Origin of the sequence: Micromonospora sp. B006, from assembly GCF_003408515.1 — a bacterium.
In the GTDB taxonomy this organism is placed as follows: domain Bacteria; phylum Actinomycetota; class Actinomycetes; order Mycobacteriales; family Micromonosporaceae; genus Micromonospora; species Micromonospora echinospora_A.
This window is the reverse complement of sequence record NZ_CP030865.1, coordinates 5,794,191-5,819,563: the sequence shown is the minus strand read 5'-3', so window position 1 is coordinate 5,819,563 and position 25,373 is coordinate 5,794,191. Positions and strand designations below refer to the sequence as shown.

General features: G+C 72.3%; 21 protein-coding genes. 10 read left to right on the top strand and 11 right to left on the bottom strand.

What is annotated here, in order from left to right; translation table 11 throughout:
• Positions 1-35: 35 nt before the first annotated feature.
• On the bottom strand, positions 36-974 hold the full coding sequence (locus tag MicB006_RS26085; protein WP_116509677.1) for a LysR family transcriptional regulator: 939 nt from the start codon (positions 972-974) through the stop codon (positions 36-38).
• An 83-nt stretch (positions 975-1,057) separates the two neighbouring features.
• Here MicB006_RS26085 and MicB006_RS26080 point away from each other — a divergent pair, with 83 nt between their 5' ends.
• The 4 genes from MicB006_RS26080 to MicB006_RS26065 all read left to right on the top strand — a co-directional run bounded on the left by MicB006_RS26080 (position 1,058) and on the right by MicB006_RS26065 (position 5,266).
• The gene (locus tag MicB006_RS26080; protein WP_116511835.1) at positions 1,058-1,741 is read left to right on the top strand and encodes a succinate dehydrogenase cytochrome b subunit; all 684 of its coding nucleotides are present in this window, start codon (positions 1,058-1,060) and stop codon (positions 1,739-1,741) included.
• 1 nt (position 1,742) lies between these two features.
• Positions 1,743-3,680: a fumarate reductase/succinate dehydrogenase flavoprotein subunit gene (locus MicB006_RS26075; RefSeq protein WP_116509675.1), complete on the top strand. Its 1,938-nt coding sequence runs from the start codon at positions 1,743-1,745 to the stop codon at positions 3,678-3,680.
• Positions 3,677-4,429, top strand: coding sequence for a succinate dehydrogenase/fumarate reductase iron-sulfur subunit (locus MicB006_RS26070; protein ID WP_116509674.1), 753 nt, complete (start codon positions 3,677-3,679; stop codon positions 4,427-4,429). The genes MicB006_RS26075 and MicB006_RS26070 overlap by 4 nt, the downstream gene beginning before the upstream one ends.
• A gap of 129 nt (positions 4,430-4,558) precedes the next feature.
• Positions 4,559-5,266 (top strand): TetR/AcrR family transcriptional regulator, encoded by a 708-nt coding sequence (locus MicB006_RS26065; RefSeq protein WP_116509672.1) that lies wholly within the window; start codon positions 4,559-4,561, stop codon positions 5,264-5,266.
• Here the strand turns inward: MicB006_RS26065 and MicB006_RS26060 are convergent.
• The 4 genes from MicB006_RS26060 to MicB006_RS26045 are packed head-to-tail and all read right to left on the bottom strand — an operon-like array spanning position 5,252 to position 9,406.
• Positions 5,252-6,385: an acyl-CoA dehydrogenase family protein gene (locus MicB006_RS26060; RefSeq protein ID WP_116509670.1), complete on the bottom strand. Its 1,134-nt coding sequence runs from the start codon at positions 6,383-6,385 to the stop codon at positions 5,252-5,254. The two genes, MicB006_RS26065 and MicB006_RS26060, sit on opposite strands and share 15 nt — an antisense overlap.
• A 20-nt stretch (positions 6,386-6,405) precedes the next feature.
• Positions 6,406-7,434, bottom strand: a complete 1,029-nt coding sequence (locus MicB006_RS26055) for an LLM class F420-dependent oxidoreductase (protein WP_116509668.1) — start codon at positions 7,432-7,434, stop codon at positions 6,406-6,408.
• A complete protein-coding gene (locus MicB006_RS26050; protein WP_116509666.1) occupies positions 7,434-8,591 on the bottom strand; it encodes a CaiB/BaiF CoA-transferase family protein in 1,158 nt (385 codons plus the stop codon). Before MicB006_RS26050 ends, MicB006_RS26055 begins: the two co-directional genes overlap by 1 nt.
• Positions 8,588-9,406, bottom strand: a complete 819-nt coding sequence (locus MicB006_RS26045; RefSeq protein WP_116509664.1) for an enoyl-CoA hydratase-related protein — start codon at positions 9,404-9,406, stop codon at positions 8,588-8,590. The genes MicB006_RS26050 and MicB006_RS26045 overlap by 4 nt, the downstream gene beginning before the upstream one ends.
• Positions 9,407-9,422: 16 nt before the next feature.
• Between MicB006_RS26045 and MicB006_RS26040 the strand changes: the two genes are divergently transcribed.
• Positions 9,423-10,103 carry a GntR family transcriptional regulator gene (locus MicB006_RS26040; RefSeq protein ID WP_116509663.1) on the top strand — a complete coding sequence of 227 codons (681 nt, stop codon included), beginning with the start codon at positions 9,423-9,425 and terminating at the stop codon, positions 10,101-10,103.
• A gap of 1 nt (position 10,104) precedes the next feature.
• Here MicB006_RS26040 and MicB006_RS26035 read toward each other — a convergent pair whose 3' ends face one another.
• Positions 10,105-11,595 carry an aldehyde dehydrogenase family protein gene (locus MicB006_RS26035; RefSeq protein WP_116509661.1) on the bottom strand — a complete coding sequence of 497 codons (1,491 nt, stop codon included), beginning with the start codon at positions 11,593-11,595 and terminating at the stop codon, positions 10,105-10,107.
• Positions 11,596-11,671: 76 nt separating this feature from the next.
• Here MicB006_RS26035 and MicB006_RS26030 point away from each other — a divergent pair, with 76 nt between their 5' ends.
• Entirely contained in the window at positions 11,672-12,823 is a 1,152-nt protein-coding gene (locus MicB006_RS26030) for an acyl-CoA dehydrogenase family protein (RefSeq protein ID WP_116509659.1), read from the top strand.
• Positions 12,824-12,876: 53 nt separating this feature from the next.
• Here MicB006_RS26030 and MicB006_RS26025 read toward each other — a convergent pair whose 3' ends face one another.
• Both MicB006_RS26025 and MicB006_RS26020 read right to left on the bottom strand, forming a co-directional pair.
• Positions 12,877-15,024 carry a 3-hydroxyacyl-CoA dehydrogenase NAD-binding domain-containing protein gene (locus tag MicB006_RS26025; protein WP_116509657.1) on the bottom strand — a complete coding sequence of 716 codons (2,148 nt, stop codon included), beginning with the start codon at positions 15,022-15,024 and terminating at the stop codon, positions 12,877-12,879.
• 9 nt (positions 15,025-15,033) lie between these two features.
• Positions 15,034-16,248, bottom strand: coding sequence for an acetyl-CoA C-acetyltransferase (locus MicB006_RS26020; RefSeq protein ID WP_116509655.1), 1,215 nt, complete (start codon positions 16,246-16,248; stop codon positions 15,034-15,036).
• 183 nt (positions 16,249-16,431) lie between these two features.
• Here MicB006_RS26020 and MicB006_RS26015 point away from each other — a divergent pair, with 183 nt between their 5' ends.
• Entirely contained in the window at positions 16,432-17,640 is a 1,209-nt protein-coding gene (locus MicB006_RS26015) for a TetR/AcrR family transcriptional regulator (protein ID WP_116509654.1), read from the top strand.
• Positions 17,641-17,741: 101 nt separating this feature from the next.
• On the top strand, positions 17,742-18,905 hold the full coding sequence (locus tag MicB006_RS32680) for a TetR/AcrR family transcriptional regulator (protein ID WP_192900137.1): 1,164 nt from the start codon (positions 17,742-17,744) through the stop codon (positions 18,903-18,905).
• Positions 18,906-18,917: 12 nt separating this feature from the next.
• Here MicB006_RS32680 and MicB006_RS26005 read toward each other — a convergent pair whose 3' ends face one another.
• Entirely contained in the window at positions 18,918-20,135 is a 1,218-nt protein-coding gene (locus tag MicB006_RS26005) for an oxygenase MpaB family protein (protein WP_116509651.1), read from the bottom strand.
• 151 nt (positions 20,136-20,286) lie between these two features.
• Here MicB006_RS26005 and MicB006_RS26000 point away from each other — a divergent pair, with 151 nt between their 5' ends.
• Positions 20,287-21,258, top strand: a complete 972-nt coding sequence (locus tag MicB006_RS26000; protein ID WP_116511833.1) for an oxygenase MpaB family protein — start codon at positions 20,287-20,289, stop codon at positions 21,256-21,258.
• Here MicB006_RS26000 and MicB006_RS25995 read toward each other — a convergent pair.
• Together MicB006_RS25995 and MicB006_RS25990 are read right to left on the bottom strand one after the other, a co-directional pair.
• Complete coding sequence (locus MicB006_RS25995; protein WP_116509649.1) at positions 21,166-23,028, bottom strand: long-chain fatty acid--CoA ligase; 1,863 nt, start codon at positions 23,026-23,028, stop codon at positions 21,166-21,168. The genes MicB006_RS26000 and MicB006_RS25995 overlap by 93 nt on opposite strands.
• A gap of 207 nt (positions 23,029-23,235) precedes the next feature.
• Entirely contained in the window at positions 23,236-24,003 is a 768-nt protein-coding gene (locus tag MicB006_RS25990; protein ID WP_116509647.1) for an SDR family NAD(P)-dependent oxidoreductase, read from the bottom strand.
• 166 nt (positions 24,004-24,169) lie between these two features.
• Between MicB006_RS25990 and MicB006_RS25985 the strand changes: the two genes are divergently transcribed.
• The gene (locus tag MicB006_RS25985; protein WP_221453980.1) at positions 24,170-25,369 is read left to right on the top strand and encodes an oxygenase MpaB family protein; all 1,200 of its coding nucleotides are present in this window, start codon (positions 24,170-24,172) and stop codon (positions 25,367-25,369) included.
• Positions 25,370-25,373: the final 4 nt, after the last annotated feature.

Here is a 25,373-nt window from a genome sequence, read left to right as displayed (position 1 = left end):
AGCAAGGACATTCGTTCCGACATGTCGGAGATCCGTCAAACAGCCGGTAACGGCTCCACACCGGGCGGGAGCTGTTCGGCGGCGGTGGCGTCGTGGACGTACTCCAGGAGGATGCGGCGCAGCTCGCGCCCGGCATGGGTGGGGACCACGTCGCGGCGGCGGGCCACCGCGATGGTCCGGCGGACTCCGGGCGGCACGAGCCGGGTGACCCGGATGCCGGCGCGGCGGGCCACCACGATGCCCGGCACCAGCGCGACGCCGAGCCCGGCCTCGACGAAGCTGAGCACCGCGTCCATCTCGCCGCCGTCGACGGACAGGGTCGGCTCGAACCCGGCCGCCCGGCACGCCTGGAGCGTGGCGTCGCGCAGGTCGTAGCCCTCGCGGAACATGACCAGCGGCTGGTCGCGCAGGTCGGTGATGGACAGCTCGCCGGTAGCCGAGGCGCCGGGGAGCGGGTCGACGGAGGCGACCACCAGGCTCTCCCGCAGGATCGGGTCGGCGCGCAGCCCCGGGTCGGTGCCGGCCGACGGCATGATGATCAGGGCGAGGTCGAGGCCGCCGCGGAGCAGGTCCCGGACGAGGTCCTGCGAGCCGCCCTCCTCCACACGCAGGTCGATCGTGGGGTGCGCGTCGCGGAACCGGCGCAGCACCGGCGGCGCGAGCGAGGTGGCCAGACTGGGCGTCGCGCCGAGCCGGACCCGGCCGCGGCGCAGCCCGACCAGCTCCTGCACCTCGCGGGTCGCGGTGTCGACGTCGGCCAGGATCCGCTTGGCCAGTGGCAGCAGCACCTCGCCGGCCGCGGTGAGTGTGATGTTGCCCCTTACCCGCTCGAACAACGGGGCCCCCAGGTCGGTCTCCAGCGCGTGAATTTGCTTACTCAACGAGGGCTGGGTTATGCCGACAAGATCGGCCGCCTGGGTGAAATGTCGTACTTCGGCGACCGCTACGAAGTAGCGAAGCTGATGGAGCTGCATCTACATAGCCTACGGCTATCAACGCTGCGATTTCGATGCATTGGACGCCTGATCGAAGTGCTCCTAGCGTCGTTCGCGTGGTAATCACGAAAACTCGGTCGCCCATCCGCTCGAACGTCGGCCTCAAGGCCGTCATGGCGGTGACGGGCATCATCCTTGTGCTGTTCCTGATCCTGCACATGCTCGGGAACCTGAAGATCTTCACGGGCGAGACGTCGTTCGACCACTACGCGCACTGGCTGCGCGACATCGGCACGCCGCTGCTGCCGACGACGTGGTTCCTGTGGATCCAGCGCACGGTGCTCACCGTGGCCGTCCTCGGGCACATCGGCGCGGCCACCCTGCTCGCGATGCGGTCCCGCGCCGCCCGGCCGGTGAAGTACGCGCACCGCCGCAAGATCCACGTGAACTACGCGGCCCGCACGATGCGCTGGGGTGGTGTGATCATCCTGCTCTTCGTGATCTACCACATCCTCGACCTGACCACGGGCCACCTGAACCCGCAGGGCGACCCGGCCAACCCGTACGGCAACGTGGTCGCCGGCTTCGCGCCGGAGCGCTGGTACGTCACGCTCTTCTACACCCTCGCGCTGGTGACCCTCGGCTTCCACCTGCGCCACGGCGCGTTCAGCGCGTTCCGCAGCCTCGGCCAGCAGACCCCGAAGGGCGAGCGCCGGGCCAAGATCGCCGCGCTCGTCTTCGCCGTCGCGCTCGTCGGCGGCTACCTGCTGGTCCCGTTCGCCGTGATCACCGGATTGGTGTCCTGACATGGATCTCTACAGCGAAGGCGACCCGATCGCCGACACCCGGGCCCCGGACGGCCCGATCGAGACGCGGTGGGAGCGCCACCGCTTCGAGATGAAGCTGGTCAACCCGGCCAACCGCCGCAAGATGACGGTGATCGTGGTCGGCACCGGCCTGGCCGGCGGCTCCGCCGCCGCCACACTGGCCGAGCAGGGCTACCAGGTGCGGTCCTACTGCTACCAGGACAGCCCGCGCCGGGCCCACTCGATCGCCGCGCAGGGCGGCATCAACGCCGCCAAGAACTACCGCAACGACGGCGACTCCGTGCACCGCCTGTTCTACGACACGGTCAAGGGCGGCGACTTCCGCTCCCGCGAGTCGAACGTGCACCGGCTGGCCGAGGTGTCGGTCAACATCATCGACCAGTGCGTCGCCCAGGGCGTGCCGTTCGCCCGCGAGTACGGCGGCCTGCTGGACACCCGCTCCTTCGGCGGCGCGCAGGTGCAGCGCACCTTCTACGCCCGGGGCCAGACGGGCCAGCAGCTGCTGCTCGGCGCGTACCAGGCCCTGGAGCGGCAGATCGGCCTGGGCAACGTGGAGATGAACGCCCGCCACGAGATGCTCGAACTGGTCATCGTCGACGGCCGGGCGCGGGGCATCGTGGTCCGCGACATGGTCACCGGCGAGATCAGCACCGAGATGGCCGACGCCGTCGTGCTCGCCACCGGCGGCTACGGCAACGTCTTCTACCTCTCCACCAACGCCAAGGGCTGCAACGTCACCGCCTCCTGGCGGGCGCACCGCAAGGGCGCGTACTTCGCCAACCCCTGCTACACGCAGATCCACCCGACCTGCATCCCGGTCTCCGGCGACCACCAGTCGAAGCTGACCCTGATGAGCGAGTCGCTGCGTAACGACGGCCGGGTGTGGGTGCCCAAGGCCAAGGGCGACCAGCGCAGCCCCCGGGAGATCCCCGAGGACGAGCGGGACTACTACCTGGAGCGGATCTACCCCTCCTTCGGCAACCTGGTCCCCCGCGACATCGCCTCCCGCGCGGCGAAGAACGTCTGCGACGAGGGCCGTGGCGTCGGTCCGAGCGGCCTCGGCGTCTACCTCGACTTCGCCGACGCGATCGACCGGCTCGGCCGCAAGGCCATCGAGGCCAAGTACGGCAACCTCTTCGAGATGTACGAGCGGATCACCGGCGAGGACCCGTACGAGGTCCCGATGCGGATCTATCCCGCCGTGCACTACACGATGGGCGGCCTCTGGGTCGACTACGACCTGCAGTCGAGCATCCCCGGCCTGTTCGTGATCGGTGAGGCCAACTTCTCCGACCACGGCGCGAACCGGCTCGGCGCCTCGGCGCTGATGCAGGGCCTGGCCGACGGCTACTTCGTGCTGCCGAACACGCTTGCCAACTACCTGGCCTCCACCGGCCCGCTGGACAAGGTCGACGCGAGCCACCCCGAGGCGGTCGCGGCGCGTACCGACGTCGAGGACCGGATCAAGCGGCTGCTCGCCATCAACGGCGACCGCACGGTGGACTCGTTCCACCGTGAGCTGGGCCAGATCATGTGGGAGCACTGCGGCATGGAGCGCTCCGAGGCCGGGCTGCGCAAGGCGATCGACGAGATCCGCGCGCTGCGCGAGCAGTTCTGGCAGCGGGTGCGCGTGCCGGGCGACGGCGAGGGGCTCAACCAGTCGCTGGAGAAGGCCGGCCGGGTCGCCGACTTCTTCGAGCTGGCCGAGCTGATGTGCATCGACGCGCTGCACCGCGAGGAGTCCTGCGGCGGCCACTTCCGGGCCGAGCACCAGACCCCGGACGGCGAGGCGCAGCGCGACGACGACCGGTTCGCGTACGTGGCGGCCTGGGAGTACACCGGCACCGGTGAGCCCGTGCTGCACAAGGAAGACCTGACCTTCGAATACGTCCACCCCACGCAGCGGAGCTACAAGTGAACCTGACCCTGCGCATCTGGCGCCAGCACGGCCCCGAGGACAAGGGTCGGATGGTGACCTACCCGGTGCAGGACGTGTCGCCGGACATGTCCTTCCTGGAGATGCTCGACGTGCTCAACGAGCAGCTGATCCTCGACGGCGAGGAGCCGGTCGCGTTCGACCACGACTGCCGCGAGGGCATCTGCGGCATGTGCAGCCTCATGATCAACGGTGAGGCGCACGGCCCGCAGCGCGGCACCACCGCCTGCCAGCTGCACATGCGGCAGTTCTCCGACGGCGACACGATCGACATCGAGCCGTGGCGGGCCCGGGCCTTCCCGGTCGTCAAGGACCTGGTGGTCAACCGCAACGCGTTCGACCAGATCATCGCCGCCGGCGGCTACGTCACCGCGCCCACCGGCAGCGCCCCCGAGGCGCACGCCACCCCGGTGCCGAAGGCCGACGCGGACGCCGCGTTCGAGTCGGCGGCCTGCATCGGCTGCGGCGCCTGCGTGGCGGCCGGCCCGAACGGCTCCGGCATGCTGTTCACCGCCGCGAAGATCACCCAGCTCTCGCTGCTGCCGCAGGGCCAGCCCGAGCGCTACACCCGGGTGATCGGCATGGTGGACGCGCACGACGAGGCCGGCTTCGGCGGCTGCACGAACATCGGCGAGTGCGCGACGGCCTGCCCGAAGGGCATCCCGCTGAACACCATCGGCCGGCTCAACCGGGACTACCTGAAGGCGACGGCCAAGCGCGCCGGCTCCTGACCACCGCACGACAACCGCGACCGCCGCGCCCCGCACCCGGAGCGCGGCGGTCGCGCTTTCCCGGGGTACGCCCCGGCGATTGGTACGGTGAAGCGCCAGTCGCGTCACCGTCTCTCCCGGGAGGGCAACATGACCGGGACCGCTCCCGCGCAGGCGTCCTCCCCCCGGGCGGGTCACGACGGACCGGCCGGCCCGCCGGAGTCGCTGCTGGAACGCGCGTTCACCGAGGCACTGCAGAGCGCCGACGAGACCGACGAGGTGGCCACCCGGATCCTCGACGCCGCCTACGAGCAGTTCTGCCGCATGGGGATCCGGCGCTCCACGATGGAGGACGTGGCCCGGCGGGCCGGCGTCTCCCGGATCACCGCGTACCGCCGGTTCGCCACCAAGGACCGGCTGGTCGAGCAGGTGGTACGCCGGGAGTTCCGCCGCTACTTCGACCAGTTCCTCCTCGACATCCAGCGGGCGGAGACCGTCGGTGACCGGGTGGTGCTGGGCTTCGTCAGCGCGCTGGGCGCGATCCGCCGCAACCCGCTGATCGGTGGGCTGATGAGCGTCGAGCCGGACGTGCTCATCCCCTCGATGATCAGCGACGGCGGGCGGACGCTGGCCACCGTGCAGCGGTTCGTCGCCGGGCAGCTGCGCCGCGAGCAACGCGCCGGCACCATCTCCGGCGCCGTGGACGTCGAGGTGGTGGCCGAGCTGATGACGCGGCTGTCCTGCTCCTTCCTGCTCACCCCGAGCCACGTCATCGACCTGGACGACGACGACGCGCTGCGGGAGATGGCCCGCCGGTTCCTCGTACCCATGCTGGAGACCGGCTCACAGGCCCAGTGACCGGCCGATCACCTCCTTCATGATCTCGGTGGTGCCGCCGTAGATGGTCTGGACACGGGCGTCCAGGTAGGCGCGGGCCACCGGGTACTCGCGCATGTAGCCGTAGCCGCCGTGCAACTGCAGGCACCTGTCGACGGTGCGCTTCTGCAACTCGGTGCACCACCACTTCGCCATCGCCGCCGTCTCCGCGCCGAGGTCCGGCGCCACCAGGCAGTCGTCGACGAAGACCCGGCCCAGTCGCAGCTCGGTGGCGAGTTCGGCGAGCACGAACCGGTTGTGCTGGAAGCTACCGATGGGACGGCCGAACGCCTGACGCTGCTTGCAGTACTCCAGCGTCTGCGCGAACACCGTCTCGGCGCCGGCGAGCGCCGCGACGGCTATCGACAGCCGTTCCAACGGCAGGTTGCGCATCAGGTAGGCGAAGCCCTCCCCCTTCGCGCCGAGCAGGTTGGCCGCTGGTACGCGGACGTCGGCGAAGAACAGCTCGGCGGTGTCCTGCGCCTTCTGACCGAGCTTGTCGAGGTTGCGGCCCCGCTCGAAGCCCGGCATGCCGCGCTCGACCACCAGCAGGCTGATCCCCCGCCGCCCGGCGTCCGGGTCGGTACGGGCGACCACGATGACCAGGTCGGCCAGGATGCCGTTGCTGATGAACGTCTTCTGCCCGTTGAGGACCCAGTCGTCGCCGTCGCGTACCGCCGTGGTGGTGATGCCCTGCAGATCGCTGCCGGCGCCCGGCTCGGACATGGCGATGGCGGTGACGATCTCGCCGGAGCAGAAGCCGGGCAGCCAACGCTGCTTCTGCTCCTCGGTGGTCAGGTCGGTCAGGTACGGCCCGATGATGTCGTTGTGCAGGCCGAACGCCGGGCCGCTGGCGCCGGCCCGGGCCAGTTCCTCGGTCAGGACGGCGTGGAAGCGCCGGTCGGTCACCCCGGCGCCGCCGTACCGTTCGTCGACGAAGAAGCCGAGCAGGCCGGCGGCCCCGGCGGCCCGCCACACGGCGCGGTCGACGATGCCGTCGGCCTCCCAGCGCTCGTGGTGCGGGGAGATCTCCTTGTCGATGAACGCGCGCACCAGTTCGGCGAACGCGAGGTGGTCGGCGGTGAAGATCGCGCGGTCCATGTGTCAGCTCCTACCCTGCGCTAGCGGGCCATGTCCGCGACGGCGGCGACGAGACGCCGGGGATCGTCGCCCAGCGGCGCGACGTTGAGGACGGTCACGCCCGCGTCGCGGAATTCCTGCACCCGGTCGCGCACGTAGCTCTCCGGCCCGATCAGGCTGGTGCGTTCCAGCAGTTCCGCCGGCACCGCGGCGGCGGCCTCGGCCTTGCGGCCGGCCAGGTAGAGGTCCTGGATGCGGTCCGCCTCGGCCGGGTAGCCGTAGCGGCACAGCAGGTCGTGGTAGAAGTTGCGGCCCTTGGCGCCCATCCCGCCCACGTACAGCGCGATCAGTGGCCGCGCGAGGTCGCGCAGCCCGGTCACGTCCGGACCGATGGCCAGCGGGCCACCGGCCACCACCTCCAGCGGCCCGAGATCGGCGGGCCGCTTGGCCAGGCCGGCCGCCAGCGCGTCACCCCAGACGTCGCCGGCGCGCTGCGGGTCGTAGAGGAACGGCAGCCACCCGTCGGCGATCTCGGCGGTCATCCGCACGTTCCGGTCGCCCAGGCTGGCCACGTGGATCGGGATGCGGTCGCGGACCGGGTGGGTGAGGATCTTCAGCGGCTTGCCCAGCCCGGTGCCCTCACCGGGCGGCAGCGGCAACCGGTAGAGCCCGTCGTTCGTCAGCGTCTCGCGCCGCCACACCCGCCGGCAGATGTCGATCACCTCCCGGGTGCGGGCCAGCGGCCGGTCGTACGCCACGCCGTGCCAGCCCTCGATCACCTGCGGCCCGGACGCGCCCAGGCCGAGGATGGCGCGGCCACCGGACATCGCGTCCAGGCCCGCCGCGGTCTGCGCCAGCAACGCCGGGGTACGCGAGTAGATCGGCAGGATGGCGGAGCCGATGTGCACCCGGCTCGTCCGGGCGGCGAGGTAACCCATCACCGTCGGCGCGTCGAAGCCGTACGCCTCGGACACCCAGACCACGTCCAGGCCGTCCTGTTCCCAGGCGGCCACGTCGTCGGCCCCACCGCGGGGGTCGGCGGCGTAGGCAAGCGTCGTCCCGATACGCATCAGCGAACTCCCTGTCCCTGGCGGACGGCGCCGCCGTCCCGCCACCGTCGTAGGTGTGCGCCCAGTCCCCAGTCGGTGAGGACGGGCTCGGTGTCCGCGCCCGGCGCGGGCGGCGGGCCGCCGACCCGGCCGGGTGTCTCGGACAGGCGGGGCGCCACGGCGGGTTGCCGGACGCCGAAGTGCTCCTCGTACGTGCCGCGCGCGAGCAGGTGCGGGTGGCCCGGCGCCTCGGTGAGCGACAGCACCGGCGCGACGCACGCGTCGGTGCCGTCGAACACCGCTGTCCACTCGTCGCGGGTACGGCCGGCGAACACCTCGGCGAAGCGGGCCCGCAGCATCGGCCACCCGGTCACGTCGTGCCGGTCCGGCAGGTCCGCGTCGGCGAGCCCGAGCAGGCGCAGCAGTTCGGCGTAGAACTGGGGTTCCAGCGCGCCCACGGCCATGTGACCGCCGTCGGCGGTGGCGTACACGTCGTAGAACGGCGCGCCGCCGTCGAGCAGGTTGCGGCCCCGCTCGGGTCGCCAGGCGCCCTGCGCGAGCAGCCCGGCGAACGGGGTGGTGAGGTGGGCCGCGCCGTCCACGATGGCGGCGTCGACGACCTGCCCGCGCCCGGTGGCGCCGGCGACGTGCAGCGCCGCCAGGATGCCGACGACCAGGTAGAGCGAGCCGCCGCCGAAGTCGCCGACCAGGTTGAGCGGGATCTGCGGCGGCCCGCCGGCGCGGCCGATCGGGTGCAGCGCCCCGGCCACGGCGATGTAGCCGATGTCGTGGCCGGCGGCGCGGGCCAGCGGCCCGTCCTGCCCCCACCCGGTCATCCGTCCGTAGACCAGGGCGGGGTTGCGGGCCAGCGCGGCCTCCGGTCCGACGCCGAGCCGCTCGGCCACGCCGGGACGCCAGCCCTCGATCAGGATCGCGGCCCGGCCGGCGAGTTCGAGGACCACCTCGGCGCCGTCGGGGTGCTTCAGGTCCACCACCACCGAGCGCTTGCCCCGGTTGAGCAGGTTCCGCCCGGGCTCGCCGGCGGCGAACGCGCCGGGCTCCGGCCGGTCGACGCGCACCACGTCGGCGCCCAGGTCGGCGAGCAGCATGGCGGCGAACGGGCCGGGCCCGATCCCGGCCAGTTCCACGACCCGGACCCCGGCGAGCGGGCCGCTCACGCGCCGGCCCGCGGGGCGAAGCGGGGCGCGCGTCCCTGGGCCCGGCTGAGCAGGGCCTCGCCGAAGTCGGCCCCGGCGAGGGAGGCGGTCATGAGCCGGACGGCGTCGGCGGCCGCCTCGGCCGCCCCGGTCTCCAGGCCCGACCAGACCTGCTGCCGGATCACCGCCATGGAGGCCGGTGAGCAGTGCTCGGCGAGGTCCGCCGCATAGGCTTGCGCCTCGGCCAGCACCTCGTCGCGCGGGAGCACACGTTGTACCAGCCCGATCCGGTACGCCTCCGCCGCGTCGACCTTGCGGCCGGACAGCAACAGGTCGAGCGCGTTGCCGACGCCGATCAGCCGGGGCAGCAGCCAGGCGCTGCCGTACTCGCCGACAAGGCCGAGCCGGCTGAACGAGGTGGCCAGGCGCGCCCGCTCGGACAGGAACCGCACGTCGGCGTAGAGCGCGTGGACCAGGCCCAGGCCGGCCGCTCCGCCGTTCACCGCCGCGACGATCGGCGTGCCGAGCGTCGACGGCAGGTGCGGTGGGAAGCCGAACTCGTCTGCCAGCAGGTCACGGTTGCGCCCGTCGAGCAGCGCGACGAGCGCCTCCGGGTCGGCGCCGGCGCAGAACCAGTCGCCGGCGCCGGTCACCACTATCGCCCGTACCTGCGGGTCGGCGTCGGCGGCCACCAGCGCGGCGTAGTAGCCGCGGAACATCTCCAGTGACATCGCGTTGCGCCGGTCGGGCCGGTCGAACCAGATGGTGCGGACGCCACCGGCGGTGGCAGCCCGCAGGCCGTCACCGGCCAGCTCGGTTTTTGTGACATTTGACATTTGATACCCTTGTCCGGTGGCGGAACGTGGCAAGACCCCGAGCGTGTCCCAGCCCCAGCTCTCCGAGACGGTGGCGGGCCTGCTGCGTGACCGGATCATGTCCGGCCAGCTGCGCCCCGGCGAACGGATCCGGCTGGAGGAGGTCGCCCAGGAGACCGGGCTGAGCATCACGCCGGTGCGTGAGGCGCTGCTGATGTTGCGCGCGGAGGACATGGTCGAGCTGCAACCGCGCCGCGGGCACGTGGTCGCGCCGCTGTCCCGGCAGGACATCATCGACGTGTTCGGCCTCCAGGGCCACATCGCCGGCGAGCTGGCCGCCCGGGTCGCCCTCAGCATCACGCCCGACCAGCTCGACGACCTGCGGCAGCAGCACGAGCGCCTGCGCCGGGCCGCCCAGGCCCGGCAGGTCAGCCGGGTCGAGCAACTGGAGTACGAGTTCCACCGTCGGATCAACCGGCTCGCCGACGCGCGCAAGCTGTCCTGGCTGCTGCGGACCGTGACCCGCTACACGCCCTCGCGCTTCTACGCCGCCGACCCGGGGTGGCGGGCCGGCATGGTCGCCGATCACGAGGCCCTGCTCGACGCGCTCGAAGCCCGGGACCCGGAGACCGTCCGGCCGGTCATGGCCCGCCACTTCACCGACGGCGCCGAGCGGCTGGTCAAGCACCTCGACGGCCTCGGCGTGTGGAACGAGTGAGTCACCGGCGGCCATGACGCCTGGCGAACATCGCCAGCGACCGGCGCATGGCGGCGGCGGACGGCTGCAGCGTCATCACGTCGATCGCGGGCCGGAACCGCTGCCACGTGACCGACCGCGCCCGGCTGAACTCGCGCAGTCCGTCCGCGCCGTGGACCCGGCCGAACCCCGAGTCGCCCACACCGCCGAAGGGCAGTGACGGCACGCCGGCGTACCCCAGCACCGAATTGACCGACACCGCGCCGGCCCGCAGCCGCCCGGCGAGCGCCAGGCCACGGCGGCGGTCGCGGGTGAAGATCGAGCCGGACAGCCCGTAGGTCGTCGCGTTCGTCCGGCGTACCGCCTCGTCGGCGTCGGCCACCGGGTTGACCACGAGCACCGGTCCGAACGTCTCCTCGGTGACCGCCGTGCTGTCCTCCGGCACCTCGGCCAGCACGACCGGCTCCACGAACGGGGGCCGTACCGAGGTCGCGTCACCGATTACCGCCCGGCCGCCCCGCTCCAGCGCGTCGGTGACGTGGCGCCGTACGACGTCCGGCTGGGTGGGCGTGGTCATCGGCCCGTACGGCGCGTCCGGCTCGGCGCCCGGGCGGACCTCCCGCGCCAGCTCGGTCAGCCTGGCCAGGAACGGCTCGTACACCGGCTGTTCGACGTAGACGCGCTCGACGCCGGCGCAGGTCTGCCCGGCGTTGCCGAGGCCGCCGAAGACCGCCGCCCGGGCGGCGGCGTCGAGGTCGGCGTCGGCGGTGACGATGAGCGCGTCCTTGCCGCCGCCCTCGATCACCACCGGCGTCAGGCTCTCGGCGCAGGCGGCCATCACCACGCGCGCCGTCGCGGCCGACCCGGTGAACGCGACCTTGTCGACCCCCGCGCGACACAGCGCGGCGCCGGTCGAGCCGTCGCCGGTGACGACCTGCAGCACCGGGTGGTCGGGGAACAGCGCACGCCAGCGCTCGGCCAGCCACACGCCGACGCCCGGGGTGAACTCGCTGGGCTTGAACACCACCGCGTTGCCGGCCGCGAGCGCGTGCGACACCGCGCCCAGCGGCGTGTAGACGGGGTAGTTCCACGGGCCGATCACGCCGACCACGCCGTACGGCACGTACTCGACGGAGGCGGCCTGGTTGAACGCGAGCAGGCCGGAGGAGACCGACCGCCGCCGCAGCACCCGCCGGGCGTGGCGCGCCGCCCAGTCCAGGTGCTCGACGGCGAGCATCACCTCGAGCTGGGCTCCGGCGAGGGACTTGCCGGTCTCGCTCCGGATGATGCCGGCCAGCTCGTCGATGCCGCCGGCGATTGACGCCTTGTACGCGAGCAGGTGCCGGCGGCGCTGCCGGGCGTCCAGGCCCGCCCACCAGCCGGCCGCTTCGCGGGCCCGCCCGACGGCGGCGCGTACGGCTTCGTCGTCGGCCATCTCGTAGTCGGCACGGTGCTCCCCGGTGACCGGGTCGACGACGCGCAACCGGCGAGGGCGCTCAACGAGGGACGTCATCGGCAGCCTCCTGACATTTGATATTCGATAGTCTAGCCTTGCTGTCAATCCCTGCTGACGCGCTGGAGGTACCGCAGTGGAGTGGAGCGACGAGCAACGATCCCTGGTCGAGGCGGTGCGGGACTTCTGCCGCCGCGAGGTGGGCACCCGCGAGCAGCGGCAGAACCTCACGAACGGCGGCCGGGAACCGCACAGCCCGGAGCTGTACCGCAGGATGGCCGACCTCGGCTGGCTGGGCCTGTCCCTGCCGGAGGAGTTCGACGGCGGCGGCGCCGGCATCACGGAGCTGTGCCTGTTCCTGGAGGAGACGGCCCGCGCGATGGCCCCGATCGGCGGCTTCACCACCTCGATCATCGTGGCCGCCACCTACCAGCGGTTCGGCACACCGGCGCAGAAGAAGCTGATCCTGTCCGGGGTGGCCCGTGGCGTCATCGAGGCGGTGGCGATGTCCGAGCCCGAGGCCGGCTCGGACGTGGCGAACCTGAGCTGCCGCGCCGAGCGCCGCGGTGACGGGTACGTCGTCAACGGCCAGAAGACGTGGTGTTCGAACGCCCACCTGGCCGAACACATCCTGCTGGTTGCCCGTACCTCCGGCCGGGCCGGCGACCACCACGGCCTGACCATGTTCCTGGTCCCCGCCACGGCGCCCGGCCTGACCGTCTCCGGCATCGACACCATGGGCGGCCGGGAGGTGAACGACCTCTACTTCACCGACTGCGTGCTGCCCGCCGACGCCGTGGTCGGCGAGGTCGACAACGGCTGGCGGCAACTGATGGCCGGGCTCAACATGGAACGGCTGATCCTCGCCAGCATCATGCTCGGCACCGCGCAGCGGGCGTTCGACGACGTCGTGGAGTACGTCAAGAACCGGCGGCAGTTCCGCCGGCCGATCGGGTCGTTCCAGGTGATCCGGCACCGCCTCGCCGACCTGGCCACCGAGATCGAGTGCGCCCGGCTGCTGGTCTACGACACCGCCGCCGCTGTCGACAGGTCCCCGGACACGATGCTGCCCCGGGAGAGCTCGATGGCGAAACTCAAGGCCACCGAGACCGCCCGCCGGGTCGCCCTCGACGCGATGCAGATGATGGGCGGCTACGGCTACACCACCGAGTTCGACATGGAGCGCCTGGTGCGCTCGTCGATCGTGTCCACCGTCTACGGCGGCGCGAGCGAGATCCAGCGCGAGATCATCGCGAAGACGTACGGACTGTCCGACCGGATGCTCTGACGTGCGACGGCCCGGCCGGAGGGTGAGCCCCACCGACCGGGCCGCTTCGTCGCCTACTCGAACCGCTCGCCCCGCTCGGCCATCCCGCACAGCAGCGGCGGCGGGTCGAAGCGCTCGCCGTAGCGCTCGGCGAGCACGCGGGCGCGGGCGACGAAGCCCGGCAGCCCGCCGTCGTACTGGTTGACGTACTGCAGGACGCCGCCGGTCCAGCTCGGATAGCCGATGCCCAGGATCGAGCCGACGTTGGCGTCGGCCACGGAGGTCAGCACGCCCTCGTCCAGGCACCGCACCGACTCGATCGCCTCGATGAAGAGCATCCGCTCCTTGAGGTCCTCGAAGGGCGTGTCCAGGTTGGTGCCGCCGAACTGCTCCCGCAGCCCTGGCCAGAGCCCGGCTCTCTTCCCGTCGCGGTAGTCGTAGAAGCCGGCGCCGCCGGAGCGTCCGGTCCGGCCGCAGTCGTCGATCATCCGGTCGATGACCGCGTCGGCGGCGTGCGGATGCCAGGTGCCGCCCGCGGCGACTGTGGCCGCGGCCGTCTCCTGCCGGATCCTGCGGGGCAGCGTGAGGGTCAGCTCGTCCATCAGCGCGAGGACCGGCGCGGGGTACCCGGCCTGGCTGCTGGCCTGCTCGATGGTCGCCGCCGGGATGCCCTCGGCGAGCATCGCCACGCCCTCGTTGGTGAACGTACTGATCACGCGGCTGGTGAAGAAGCCCCGGCTGTCGTTGACGACGATCGGCGTCTTGCGCAGCGCGCGGACGACCCCGAGGGCGCGCCCCAGCGTGGCCTCGCTGGTCCGCTCCCCACGGATCACCTCGACCAGCGGCATCTTGTCCACCGGGGAGAAGAAGTGCAGCCCGACGAACTCTTCCGGCTTGCTGACGCCCTCGGCGAGCAGCGTGATGGGCAGCGTGGACGTGTTGGAGGCGAGCAGCGCGTCCGGCGCGACCTGCTCGATCTCGGCGTACACCTTGTGCTTGAGCGCCGGGTCCTCGAAGACCGCCTCGATGACGAGGTCGACGCCGGCGAGGTCGGCGACGTCACCGGTGGCCTGGATCCGGCCCAGGATCTCGTCGCGCTTCTGCGGCGTGGACCGGCCCCGGGCGACCGCCTTGTCGAGCAGACCGGCCGAGTACGCCTTGCCCCGCAGCGCCCCCTCTGCCGTCACGTCCTTGAGCACGACGCGCATGCCGGCGCGGGCGCAGACGTACGCGATGGCCGCGCCCATCATGCCCGCGCCGACGACCGCGACGCTGCGCACCGGCTCGTGGTCCCCGCCGGCGGCCCGGGACCGGGCGGTCTGGAGGTCGAAGAAGAGCGCCTTGATCATGTTCTTGGCGATCCGGCCGGTGGCCAGCTCGGTGAAGTACCGCCCCTCGATCGCGAACGCGGTGTCCAGGTCGACCTGGGCGCCCTCGACGGCGGCGGCGAGGATGTTGCGGGGCGCCGGGTAGGGCGCGCCCTTGAGCTGCTTGCGCAGCAGGGCCGGCATGGCCGGCAACTGGGCCGCGAGCGCCGGGGTGGACGGCGTGCCGCCGGGCATCCGGTAGCCCTTGCGGTCGTACGGCTGGGTCGCGTCCGGGTTCGCGGCGATCCAGGCGCGGGCGGCGGCCATGAGGGCGTCCCGGTCGGCGGCGATCTCGTCGACCAGCCCGTGCGCGAGCGCGTCCTGCGGCCGGTGGCGCTGGCCGCGCAGCAGCCAGTTGGTGAGCGCGTCGACCACGCCCAGCAGCCGGACGGTACGCACCACGCCGCCGCAGCCGGGCAGCAGGCCGAGCGTGACCTCGGGGAAGCCGATCTCGATGGCGGGGTCGTCGAGGACGACGCGGTGGTGGCAGCCCAGTGCCAGTTCCAGCCCGCCGCCGAGGGCCGATCCGTTGATCGCGGCGACGACCGGACGGCCGAGCGTCTCCAGCCGGCGTACGGCGTGCTTGAGCGCGGCCGCACCGGCGGCTGACGTCTCGGCGTCGGCGGGGGTCAGCCGCACCAGGGTCTCCAGGTCGCCGCCGGCGAAGAACGTCTTCTTGGCCGAGGTGACGATCACGCCGGTGATCCGGTCGCGTGCGGCTTCGAGCCGGTCCACAGTGGCCGTGAGGCTCGCGCCGAACTCCGCGTTCATCACGTTCGCCGAGCGGCCGGGCTGGTCGAGGGTGAGCAGCACGATGCCGTCGTCGCCGTGCTCCCACCGGATGGTGTTTGCCATTCGTGCTCCTCAGATTCGTTCGATGACTGTGGCGATGCCCATGCCGCCGCCGGCGCAGAGCGTGGCCAGCCCGTAGCGGCCGCCGCGCCGTTCCAGCTCGTCGACGAGCGTGCCGAGGATCATGGCGCCGGTGGCGCCGAGCGGGTGCCCCATCGCGATCGCGCCGCCGTTGACGTTGACGATCTCCGGGCTGACTCCGAGGTCGGCGACGAACCGCAGGACCACGGCGGCGAACGCCTCGTTGATCTCGACCAGGTCGAGGTCCTCGACGCCGAGACCCGCCTTGGCCAGCGCCTTGTGGGCGGCCGGGGCCGGGCCGGTGAGCATGATGGTGGGGTCGGCGCCGCTGAGCGCTGTCGCCACGACGCGGGCCCGGGGCGTGAGCCCGGCGGCGGCGCCGGCCGCCTCGCTGCCGATCGTGACGAGCGCGGCGCCGTCCACGATGCCGGAGGAGTTGCCCGCCGTGTGGACGTGCTCGATGCGCTCGACCCAGTGGTACTTCTGCAACGCGACCGCGTCGAAGCCCGCCTGCTCGCCGATCCCGGCGAACGAGGGGCGCAGGGCGGCGAGACTCTCCGCCGTCGAGTCGGCCCGGATGTGCTCGTCGCGGTCCAGGACGGTGAGCCCGTTGCGGTCGCGCACCGGCACCACGGAACGGGTGAAGTAGCCGTTCGCCCACGCCTTCGCGGCCCGCGCCTGCGACTGGAGCGCGTACGCGTCGACGGTCTCGCGGTCGAAGCCGGCGATCGTGGCGATGAGGTCGGCGCTGATGCCCTGCGGCACGAAGCCGGTGGTGTAGTTGGTCTCCGGGTCCAGCGCCCACGCTCCCCCGTCGGAGCCCATCGGGATCCGGGACATCGACTCGACGCCACCGGCGAGGACGAGATCCTCCCAGCCGGAGCGCACCTTCTGCGCGGCGATGTTGACCGCCTCCAGCCCGGAGGCGCAGAAGCGGTTGAGCTGGACGCCGGCCACGATGTCGGGCAGGCCGGCGGCGACGGCAGCGGCGCGGGCGATGTCGGCGCCCTGGTCGCCGAGCGGGGACACCACGCCGAGCACGATGTCGTCGATCAGCGCCGGGTCCAGGCCGGGCATCCGCCGCAGGGTCTCCTCGATCAGGCCGGTGACGAGCGAAATCGGCTTGACCCCGTACAGGGCTCCGGTGGGCTTGCCTCGCCCGCGCGGTGTGCGCAACGCGTCGTAGATGAACGCCTCGGTCGTCATGCCAAGCTCCTCATTGCTCACCCGCATGCGAATTTCGCCTAACTTTTCTTGAGCCCACCGCAGCTTGTCAAGAAGCGTCGACGCCCGAAGAGCGCTGGCCGCCATCGACCCGGCCCGGATTCGGCGGCCGTTGAGGCGCCGGGGTGACGCGGAGATGCCGCGAGGTGGCGCTAACGTGTAGGGGTGCGACAAGCAGCGAGCGACACCGCGCCGGCACCTGCCAGACGGCCCAAGGACCGCAAGGCCCGCATCGCGCTGGCCGGCGCCGAGCTGTTCTGCGAGCGGGGCTACCACGGGGTGTCGGTGGACGAGATCGCCGCCGCCGTCGGCATCAGCGGCCCGGCCGTCTACCGGCACTTCCCGAACAAGTACGCGATCCTCGTGCACGCCACCCGGGAGGTCGTCGGCGCGCTGCTCGCCGCCACCGAGGAGCCGTCCGCGACCGACCCGCGGGCGCGGCTCGACGAACTGCTGCACGCGCTCGCCGGGGCCGCGGTGAGCCGGCGACGGGTGGCCGGGCTGTACCAGTGGGAGGGCCGGTATCTCACCGCCGAGCACCGGCAGGAGTTCGCCGCGAGCATGACCACGCTCGTCGGCCGCCTGGCCGGGCCGCTGCGCGAGCTGCGCCCCGAGCTGACCGCCGGACAGGCGGACCTGCTGACGAACGCGGCCCTGAGCGCCTTCGGCAGCGTGACCACCTACCGGGCCGCGGCCACCGGCGCCGACACCGAACGCCTGCTCACCCGCGTCGCCTGGACCCTGCTGCGGACCGACGCTCCCTCGGTGCCGCCCCGGCGGCGTCCCGCGTCGGAGGACACGCCGGTCACCGGGCCGGTGCGTCCGGCGTCGCGCCGTGAGCTGCTGCTGGTCGAGGCGATCCGCCTGTTCCACCGCCACGGCTACCACGCCGTCGCCGTCGAGGACATCGGGCGCGCGGCAGGCATGCAGGCATCCAGCGTGTACCGGTACTTCCCGAGCAAGGCCGACCTGCTCGCGGCCGCCTACTACCGCGCCACCGACCGCCTGACCGGGGCCACCACCGCCGCGATCGCCGAGGCGGGCGACAGGGCCGACGCGCTGCGCCGGGTGGTGCGGGCCTACGTCGACTTCACGTTCACCCAGAGCGACCTCGTCGCGGTCTACCTGGCGGAGAACAACAACCTGCCCGACCGGGACCGGCACCAGTTGCGCGGCGCGCAGCGCCTGCACGTCGAGGAGTGGGTGGGCCTGGTCCGCGCCGTGCGACCGGACCTGCCCGCCGGGGACGCCCGCGTCCTCGTGCACGCCGCGCTGAACGTCGTCACCGACGTCGGGCGGATCGGCCGCTTCGACCGCACCGAGGGCTACGACACCCAGACCGCCCGGCTCGCGCTCACGGTGCTGCACGCCTGACCGGCGCCGCCGGGCCGCGGCGACCACGCGGGCGGCGTGAGGCGCTGTGATTGACTGACACGCATGGTACTGTGCCCGCCCGCGGCCGATCGGCCGGCCCGGTGACCACCGGGCCGGCCGCTGCCACCCGGCCACGCAACCGCAGGCAGGTCATCGTCGAGTCGGCCGGGCAGGTGTTCAGCGAGCGCGGCTACCACGGCGCGTCCATGGAGGAGATCGCGGCCGCCGTCGGGATCAGCGCGCCCGCGCTCTACCGGCACTTCCCGAACAAGTACGCGCTGTTCGCAGCGTGCGCCAACGTCATGGTGGACAACCTCGTCGAGGTCGTCGACGAGTGGCCGCCCGACGCGGCGCTGGCCGACGTGCTCCTCGCCCTCACCCGGGTCACCGTGGCGCACCGCGCCTCCGGCGGCCTGTACCGGTGGGAGGCCCGCTACCTCGGCCGCGAGGACCGCCGCCTGCTCCGCACGAAGTTCGACCGCGTCGTGGGCCGGGTCACCGAGACGGTACGGCGGGAGTACCCGCTGCCCGACGAGCGCCTGCGCGCCGTGGCGGCCCTCGGTGTGATCGGCTCGGTGACGATGCATCACACCTCGATCGCGCAGCGCCGGATCGAGGATCTGGTGCTCCGGTCCGCGATGCGCGTGGCGGCCACCGACCCCACGACGGCCGCCGGCACCGCGCGGCTGGTCGAGCTGCCCGCCCAGCCGGTGCCCCGGACCCGGCGCGCGCAGATCCTGGCCGCCGCCGTCCCGCTGTTCGCCCGCGACGGGTTCGCCACCGTCACGAACGCGCAGATCGCCCAGGCCGTCGGGCTCGCGCCGTCCGCCCTCTACCGCCACTACCCCGGCAAGGTGGACATCCTGGTGGCCGCCTGCCTCCAGGCGGCGGAACTGCTCGCCCAGGCGGTGGACCGCAGCCTCCAGCGGGCGTCCGACCCCCGGCAGGCGGTGGTCGCGCTGGCGGCGGCGTACGTGGCCTACTGCTTCGAGCACAACGCCCTCAACAGTGTCGCCGAGGCCGAGGTGGCCGGCCTCCCGGCCGACGTGCGGCGCCCGCTGATCCTCGCCCAGCGTGAGCACATCGCGGTCTGGGAGCAGCAGTTGCGGGCGGTCCGCCCGGACCTGGACCGGCGGCAGGCCCGGCTGCTGGTGCACGCCGGATTCGGGGTGGCGGTGGAGGCCGGGCGCGCCCTGCGCTGGCAGGACTCGCCCGGCCACCGGGACGCCGTCACCGCGCTGGTCACCGGCGCCCTGACCCGGTGAACCGGCACCGGCTCAGGTGCCCGGCCGGTTCATGACCGGGATGGTGATCGGGGTGTGCGTCGCGGACGAGCCGTTGTTGAGGAACAGCATCGCCAGCCCGCGGATGAACCTGTCGAACAGGCCGAACGTCTCCGGCACGAGCGGCGAGAGCCCTTCGCGGAACATGACGTACGTCGGCCAGCCGGCCTCGATCACGCCCCGGGAGATGTAGTCGCGGGGCAGCCGCAGCCAGTCGCCGATCCGGTCGGTGAGCACGTAGCGCGCGAACTCCCGCTGGAATCCCCGGGTGACGCCCAGGTCCACCGAGGACGTCAGGTTCAGCAGGACGTCGGCCAGGTCGATGCCCTCGGGCGTCGGCGCGAGGAGCGGCGTCAGCGCGTACCGGGACTGCTCCTCGGCGGCGGCCCAGCTGTTCGGGATGAACTCGTCGCGCACCCCGAGCAGGTGCAGCGCGACCTGCCACATGTGCAGGTAGGCCTCCTCCTCCGCGGCCGACATCCGCAGCCCCCAGCGGCGCCAGTCGAGCAGCTTGCGGTGCACGTACGTGCCGAGGCTGTGGAAGGTGATGAGGATGTCGCCGTTGCTGATCGGGATCGGGTGGTCGGTGACGCCGCGCCACGGCGCGGACTGTGGCAGCAGGTGCCGCACCGCCGCGTGGGTCAGTCGGGTCTTGTGTGAGGTGACGACGAAGCTGCCGGTGGCCTTGAACGCGTCGGGGGCGCTCAGGTCGTAGCCGTAGGTGAAGGTCTTCGCGGCGCGCGACTTCATGTCCGCGCCGCCCTCGGACCAGTACACGTTGCGGGCCTCGCGCGGGATCACCGTGCTCATGATCCCGCTGCCCAGGCCGTAGAGCAGGAACAGGTACATGCTCATGCGCTTGTTGAACTGGGCGGCGCGGTCCAGCTTGGCCGGGTCGGCCCAGGACGGCAGCGTGTTGACCCGCCGCAGGTAGGTCGACAGCGCCGGGGGCAGGCCGGCAGGCAGCGCGTCGCCGTTGCGGATCCAGGAAGCGAACGCGGTGTTCACCGCCGGGATCTGACCGGCGTCCAGCAGCGAGGCGACGAGCGGGTCGGTGTCGTCGTCCCAGACGTCCCACGGGTCGGTGACCGTGTCGGTCCCGGCGATCGAGCCGGACGACGACCACGCCCACGCCTCGGGGGTGTCGGTCACGGCGACCAGTCCCAGCGCGGCACCGAGGGTCAGGAGGCTGCGTCTACTGAGATTCTCCATTCGCACCACTTCCCGGTTCGACCGGACATCGCCCTGAAAACCGGCCCGTGAGGTGCGCACAAGCAGGTTTCGAGTTATCCGGGGATGTGATTTTCTATTAACATAGAGGAGCTTGACTTCGTCGGCAAGGGTGGGTGGTGAGGTGGTCGGAATGGCTGGTGGCGGGCGGTACCGCTGGTTGCGACGGATCGAGCAGCTCGATCCGGTACGCGACCATCACGAGATCTACCGGCTCTCGGCCGGGTACGAATTCCCCTTTGACTACCAGCGCGCGCTGGAACTGGCGCTGCTGCGCACGTACTGCGTCCCGAGCATCTCCGCGCTGCTCGACGCGACCGGCGAGTTCCGCGTGCGGGCACAGCAGCGCTACGACGACACCGCGCTGCTGATGGCGGAGATGGTCGAGCACGGGTACGACTCACCGCGCGGCCGGGAGGCGCTGCGCGTGATCAACCGGGCGCACGGCCGGTACGCGATCTCCGACGACGACATGCGGTACGTGCTGTCCACGTTCGTCTACGAGCCGATCGACTGGCTGGACCGGTACGGCTGGCGCCCGCTGCACGAGCACGAACGACTGGCCGCGTTCCACTACTACCGCGCGGTCGGCGAGCGGATGGGCATCCGGGACGTCCCGGCGGACTTCGACGCCTTCCGCGACTTCAAGCGCGAGTACGAGCGCGCGAACTTCCGCTACGCCCCGAGCAACGAGCGCGTCGGCGCGTCCACGCTCGACCTGTTCGCGTCCTGGTACCCGGCGCCGCTGCGCCGCGCGGCCCGGCTCGGCGTCCTCGCGCTGCTTCCCGCCGACCTGCGGGCCGCGTTCGGCTTCCCGGCCGCGCCACGCTGGCTGTCCGGAGCGCTCACCGCCGGGCTGCGCGCTCGGGCGGCGGTGGTGCGGCTGCTGCCCGCGCGGACCACGAGCCGGCTGACCCGCGCGCCGCGCAACCGCACCTATCCCGGCTACCCGCGGGGGTACCGGCCCACCGACCTCGGCGCGCCGCCACCCCCGCCCGGCATCGACCCGGCGCTACTGCGTGACGGGCTCCGCCGCCGCCCCGGCGGCGGCGTAGAGGGAGTCGATCCGGTCGCCGTACCGGTCGACGATGATCCGGCGCCGTAGCTTCAGCGTCGGGGTCAGCTCGCCGGACTCCGGCGTCCAGGCCGACGGCAGCACCTGGAAGGACTTGACCTGCTCGGGACGGGCGAGCCGGGCGTTCGCCGCGTCCACGGCGGACTGGATCTCGGCCAGCAGCACCGGATCCGAGGCCAGGCCGGGCATCTGCGGGTCGCTGATGCCGTTCGCCCGCGCCCACTGGGGCGCCACCTCCTCGTCCAGCACGATCAGCGCCGTGACGTACGGCCGGCGGTCGCCGATCGCCACCGCCTGACCGATGAGCGGGTGCGCCCGCAGCAGGTTCTCGATCTGCGCCGGAGAGATGTTCTTCCCGCTGGAGGTGATGATGAGTTCCTTCTTGCGGTCGGTGATGGTGAGAAAGCCGTCGTCGTCGAGCGTGCCGACGTCGCCGGTGGCCAGCCAGCCGTCGGCGTCGACGACCGGCTCGACGCCGCCGTCCTCCCGCAGATAGCCGGAGCACACCAGCGGACCCCGGACGAGGATCTCGCCGTCGTCGGCGAGGCGTACCTCCATGCCCACGTTGGGCCGGCCGACCGTCCCGGTGCGGAAGCGGTCGGGGGTGTTGAGGGTGGCGGTGCCGGTGGTCTCGGTCAGGCCCCACACCTCCAGCACGTCGACGCCGAGCCCGGCGAGGAACCGCAGCACGTCCACCGGGATCGGGGCGGCGCCGCTGCCGGGCCAGACCATGTTCTGCAGGCCGAGCGTGGACTGCAGGGGCCGGAGCACAGTGGCCCGGGCCTGCTCCACCCGGGCGGCCAGCTCGTCGGGCACCGGCTTTCCGGCCGCGCGCAGCTCGTACGCCTCCAGCGTCACCGCGCTCGCGGCGGCGACGGCGGCGCGTACCGCGGGCTCCGCGCCGGCCAGGTGGGCCTGCACGCCGGCGGCCATCTTCTCCCAGACCCGCGGCACCCCGAAGAACGAGGCGGGACCGACAGCGCGCAGCGCCGCGACGAGTTGCGTGGCGTCGGGGCAGATGGTCACGTGCCCGGCGCGGTAGATCGCGTTGTAGATGCCGAGGAACCGTTCGGCGATGTGCGCGAGCGGCAGGTAGGCCACCGTCGGCGCGTGGTCGGGGACGGACACCATCGCGTCCAGCGCCACCGCCTGGTAGATCACGTTGTGGTGGCTGAGCACGACGCCCTTCGGGTTACCAGTCGTCCCGGACGTGTAGAGCAGCGTCACCGGCTGCTCGGGGCGAATCGTGCGCCAGCGCCGCTCGAAGGCGTCCGGGTCCGCCTCGCGCGCGGCCCGGCCGAGGGTACGCACGCGCGACAGCGGCACCGCGTCGGCGGCCGGTTCGCCCGGCTCGTCCACAAGCACCACCCGGAGCAGGTCCGGCAGGTCGGCCAGGATCGGCCGCCAGCGTTCCAGCTCGGCCGGCCCTTCCAGCACGAGCACCTGGGCGGCGCTGTGCCGTGCCAGGTAGCGCATCTGCTCGGCGCTGAGCGTCGGGTAGATCGTGGACGGCACCGCGCCCAGGTGAACCGCGGCGAGGTCGACCAGCCAGTGCTCGGCACGGCTGGACATCATGATCAGCATGTGCCGTCCGGCCTCCAGGCCGATCTCGGCCAGCCCGCCGGACAGCTCGGCGACCTCGTCGCGCAGTTGCGCCCAGGTGCGGGTGTCGTCGCGGCCGAGCGTGGTCAGCGCCGGCAGGTCGGCGAACTCGGTGGCGTTGCGGTGCAGCAGCGCCGGGACGGTCAGGTCGGCGGCTTTCTTGGCGCATTGGTCGGCAAGGACGTCGGCGGGGTCCATGGAGTTCTCCTTCGCACGCAACCGGGCCTGGTGGTGGCAGGGCTGGCCGCACCCCTCGCCGTGGTGCCGCGGGGCTCCGCAGCCGATGGCAGCACTGTAAACGAGGGTTAACTTCCTGGGAAGAAGCAGCGGTCGATACGTGCTCATCGCGACCGGATGCGCGCCCACGGGGAGAACGCCGGCTAACCACGCGGGCGGCGCCCTCGGTCACTGCGCGGTCCAGCCACCGTCCACGTGCAACACGCTGCCGGTGACGTAGCCGGCCGCGTCCGAGGCCAGGAACAGCACCGCTCCGACGACCTCCTCGGGCCGGCCGAACCGGCCCATCGGGATGCGCTCGCGCAGCCGCTTCGACCACTGCTCGTGGCCGCGCAGCCCTTCCGTCATCGGAGTCTCCAGGTAGCCGGGCGCGACGGCGTTGACGCGTACGCCGGCCGCCGCCCACTCCAACGCCAGCGTCCGGGTGAGCTGCTCGACCCCGCCCTTGCTGGCGCTGTACGCGGCCAGGCGCGGGAAGCCGACCTGACCGTGCACCGAGGACATGTTGACGATGCTGCCCGCGCCCTGCTCGATCATGACGGCGCCGGCCGCGCGGGCGCAGACGAACACCCCGGACAGGTTGGTGTCGATCACCTGCTGCCAGTCCGCGAGGTTCAGCCGCTCGCTGCGGTGCAGCGCCGGGCTGATGCCGGCGTTGTTGACCAGGACGTCCAGGCGCCCCCACCGCTGCCGCGCCACGGCCACGACCGCGTCGGCGGCGGACTCGTCGGCGACGTCCCCGGCGACCACCTCGGCCGTGCCGCCGGCGGCCACGATCCGGTCCCGCACCGCGGCCAGCGCGTCCGCGCGCCGGGACTGGAGGATCACCGACGCGCCGGCCCGCGCCAGCCCTTCGGCGATCGCCGCGCCGACGCCCTGACTCGCCCCGGTCACCCACGCGACCTTGCCCGACAGCGCTTCTCCGACCACCGCCACGGTGGACTCCCCTCTACTTGATCCATCGACAGTTGTCACCGTGAGCCTTGTGGACACCGTTACGGCGTGCTCTCATGTGATACACGGGCGCAACATTTGTTTCACCGTATCAGCGGCCTCGACCCCCGAGGAGTGAGTGGACGTGGAACCAGTCAGCAGGCGCAAGATGTTGAAAGCCGGTGGGGCGCTGGGCGCGCTCGGCGCGTTGAGCGTCGCCGCGCCGGCCCAGGCCAGGTCGGCGTGGACCTGGTCGCCCCAGGGCTCGGTGGCCGGAGCCGGAGCGGGCGTCGACCCGCGGTGGGTGTGGGACGAGGAGGCCGACCCGCTCGTCGCCTCGCTCCTCGACCGGGGCGACGCGCCACTGGTCAACCAGTTGCTGCGGACGTGGACGAAGAACGGTCAGCCGCTGCCGGCCGGCCTTCCGGCGGACGTACGCCAGTTCATCGAACGCGCGCGCGTGCTGCCGTCCTGGGTGGACCAGGGCAAGCTGGCCACCGCCGTGCGCTTCAACGAGAAGCGCGGGCTCTACCTCGGCGTGCTGTACGGCCTGGCCAGCGGCATGATGAGCACCGTCATCCCGAAGGAGGCCCGCGCCGTCTACTACTCCAAGGGCGGCGCGGACATGAAGGACCGCATCTCCAAGACCGCCAAGCTCGGGTACGACATCGGCACCGCCAACGCCTACCAGCCCGACGGCTCGATGATCGTGACCGCCGTCAAGACCCGGCTGGCCCACGCGGGCGTCCGTCACCTCCTGCCGCAGTCGCCGGACTGGGCCGAGGTCGCGCCGGAGGACATCCCGATCAGCCAGCGGGACCTCATGGTCACCTGGCACAGCCTGCCCACCACGGTCATGCGGAAGCTGACCGACTGGCGCGTCCCGATCCCCGCCGCCGAGTCGGCCGCGTTCCTGCACCTGTGGCAGGTCGCCGCCCACATGCTCGGCATCAAGGACGAGTACATTCCCGCCTCCTGGAGCGAGGCGAACGCCCAGGCCGCCGAGGTCCTCGACCCGGTGCTGGCGCCCACCCGCGAGGGCAACGCGCTGGCGGACATCCTGCTCGGCCTCGGCAAGGAGATCGACGCCGGGCTGCTGAGCAAGCCGATCCTCGGCTCGTTCACCCGGTTCATGCTCGGCAACCAGATCGCCAACTGGCTGCAGATCCCCCGCGACCTGCTCTGGGACACGCTGCTGCGGACGAGCTGGGGCCCGTTCATCGCGGTCCGGGAGGCACTGCTGCCGTTCCCGCTCGCGCCGGAGTGCTACTGGCTCTTCGACGAGTTCCTGCGCAAGCTGGCCCTGCTGTTCCTGTCCGAGGGGCAGTCCATCAACATCGAGATCCCGCTGGGCAACCGCGAGTTCTGAGCAC

What these genes read in the sequence shown, in the direction of transcription:
- MicB006_RS26085 (WP_116509677.1), bottom strand. Translation starts at nt 974, where the DNA reads ATGCAGCTCCATCAGCTTCGCTACTTCGTAGCGGTCGCCGAAGTACGA.
- MicB006_RS26075 (WP_116509675.1), top strand. Translation starts at nt 1,743, where the DNA reads ATGGATCTCTACAGCGAAGGCGACCCGATCGCCGACACCCGGGCCCCG.
- MicB006_RS26065 (WP_116509672.1), top strand. Translation starts at nt 4,559, where the DNA reads ATGACCGGGACCGCTCCCGCGCAGGCGTCCTCCCCCCGGGCGGGTCAC.
- MicB006_RS26060 (WP_116509670.1), bottom strand. Translation starts at nt 6,385, where the DNA reads ATGGACCGCGCGATCTTCACCGCCGACCACCTCGCGTTCGCCGAACTG.
- MicB006_RS26055 (WP_116509668.1), bottom strand. Translation starts at nt 7,434, where the DNA reads ATGCGTATCGGGACGACGCTTGCCTACGCCGCCGACCCCCGCGGTGGG.
- MicB006_RS26045 (WP_116509664.1), bottom strand. Translation starts at nt 9,406, where the DNA reads ATGTCAAATGTCACAAAAACCGAGCTGGCCGGTGACGGCCTGCGGGCT.
- MicB006_RS26035 (WP_116509661.1), bottom strand. Translation starts at nt 11,595, where the DNA reads ATGACGTCCCTCGTTGAGCGCCCTCGCCGGTTGCGCGTCGTCGACCCG.
- MicB006_RS26025 (WP_116509657.1), bottom strand. Translation starts at nt 15,024, where the DNA reads ATGGCAAACACCATCCGGTGGGAGCACGGCGACGACGGCATCGTGCTG.
- MicB006_RS26020 (WP_116509655.1), bottom strand. Translation starts at nt 16,248, where the DNA reads ATGACGACCGAGGCGTTCATCTACGACGCGTTGCGCACACCGCGCGGG.
- MicB006_RS26005 (WP_116509651.1), bottom strand. Translation starts at nt 20,135, where the DNA reads ATGGAGAATCTCAGTAGACGCAGCCTCCTGACCCTCGGTGCCGCGCTG.
- MicB006_RS26000 (WP_116511833.1), top strand. Translation starts at nt 20,287, where the DNA reads ATGGCTGGTGGCGGGCGGTACCGCTGGTTGCGACGGATCGAGCAGCTC.
- MicB006_RS25995 (WP_116509649.1), bottom strand. Translation starts at nt 23,028, where the DNA reads ATGGACCCCGCCGACGTCCTTGCCGACCAATGCGCCAAGAAAGCCGCC.
- MicB006_RS25985 (WP_221453980.1), top strand. Translation starts at nt 24,170, where the DNA reads ATGTTGAAAGCCGGTGGGGCGCTGGGCGCGCTCGGCGCGTTGAGCGTC.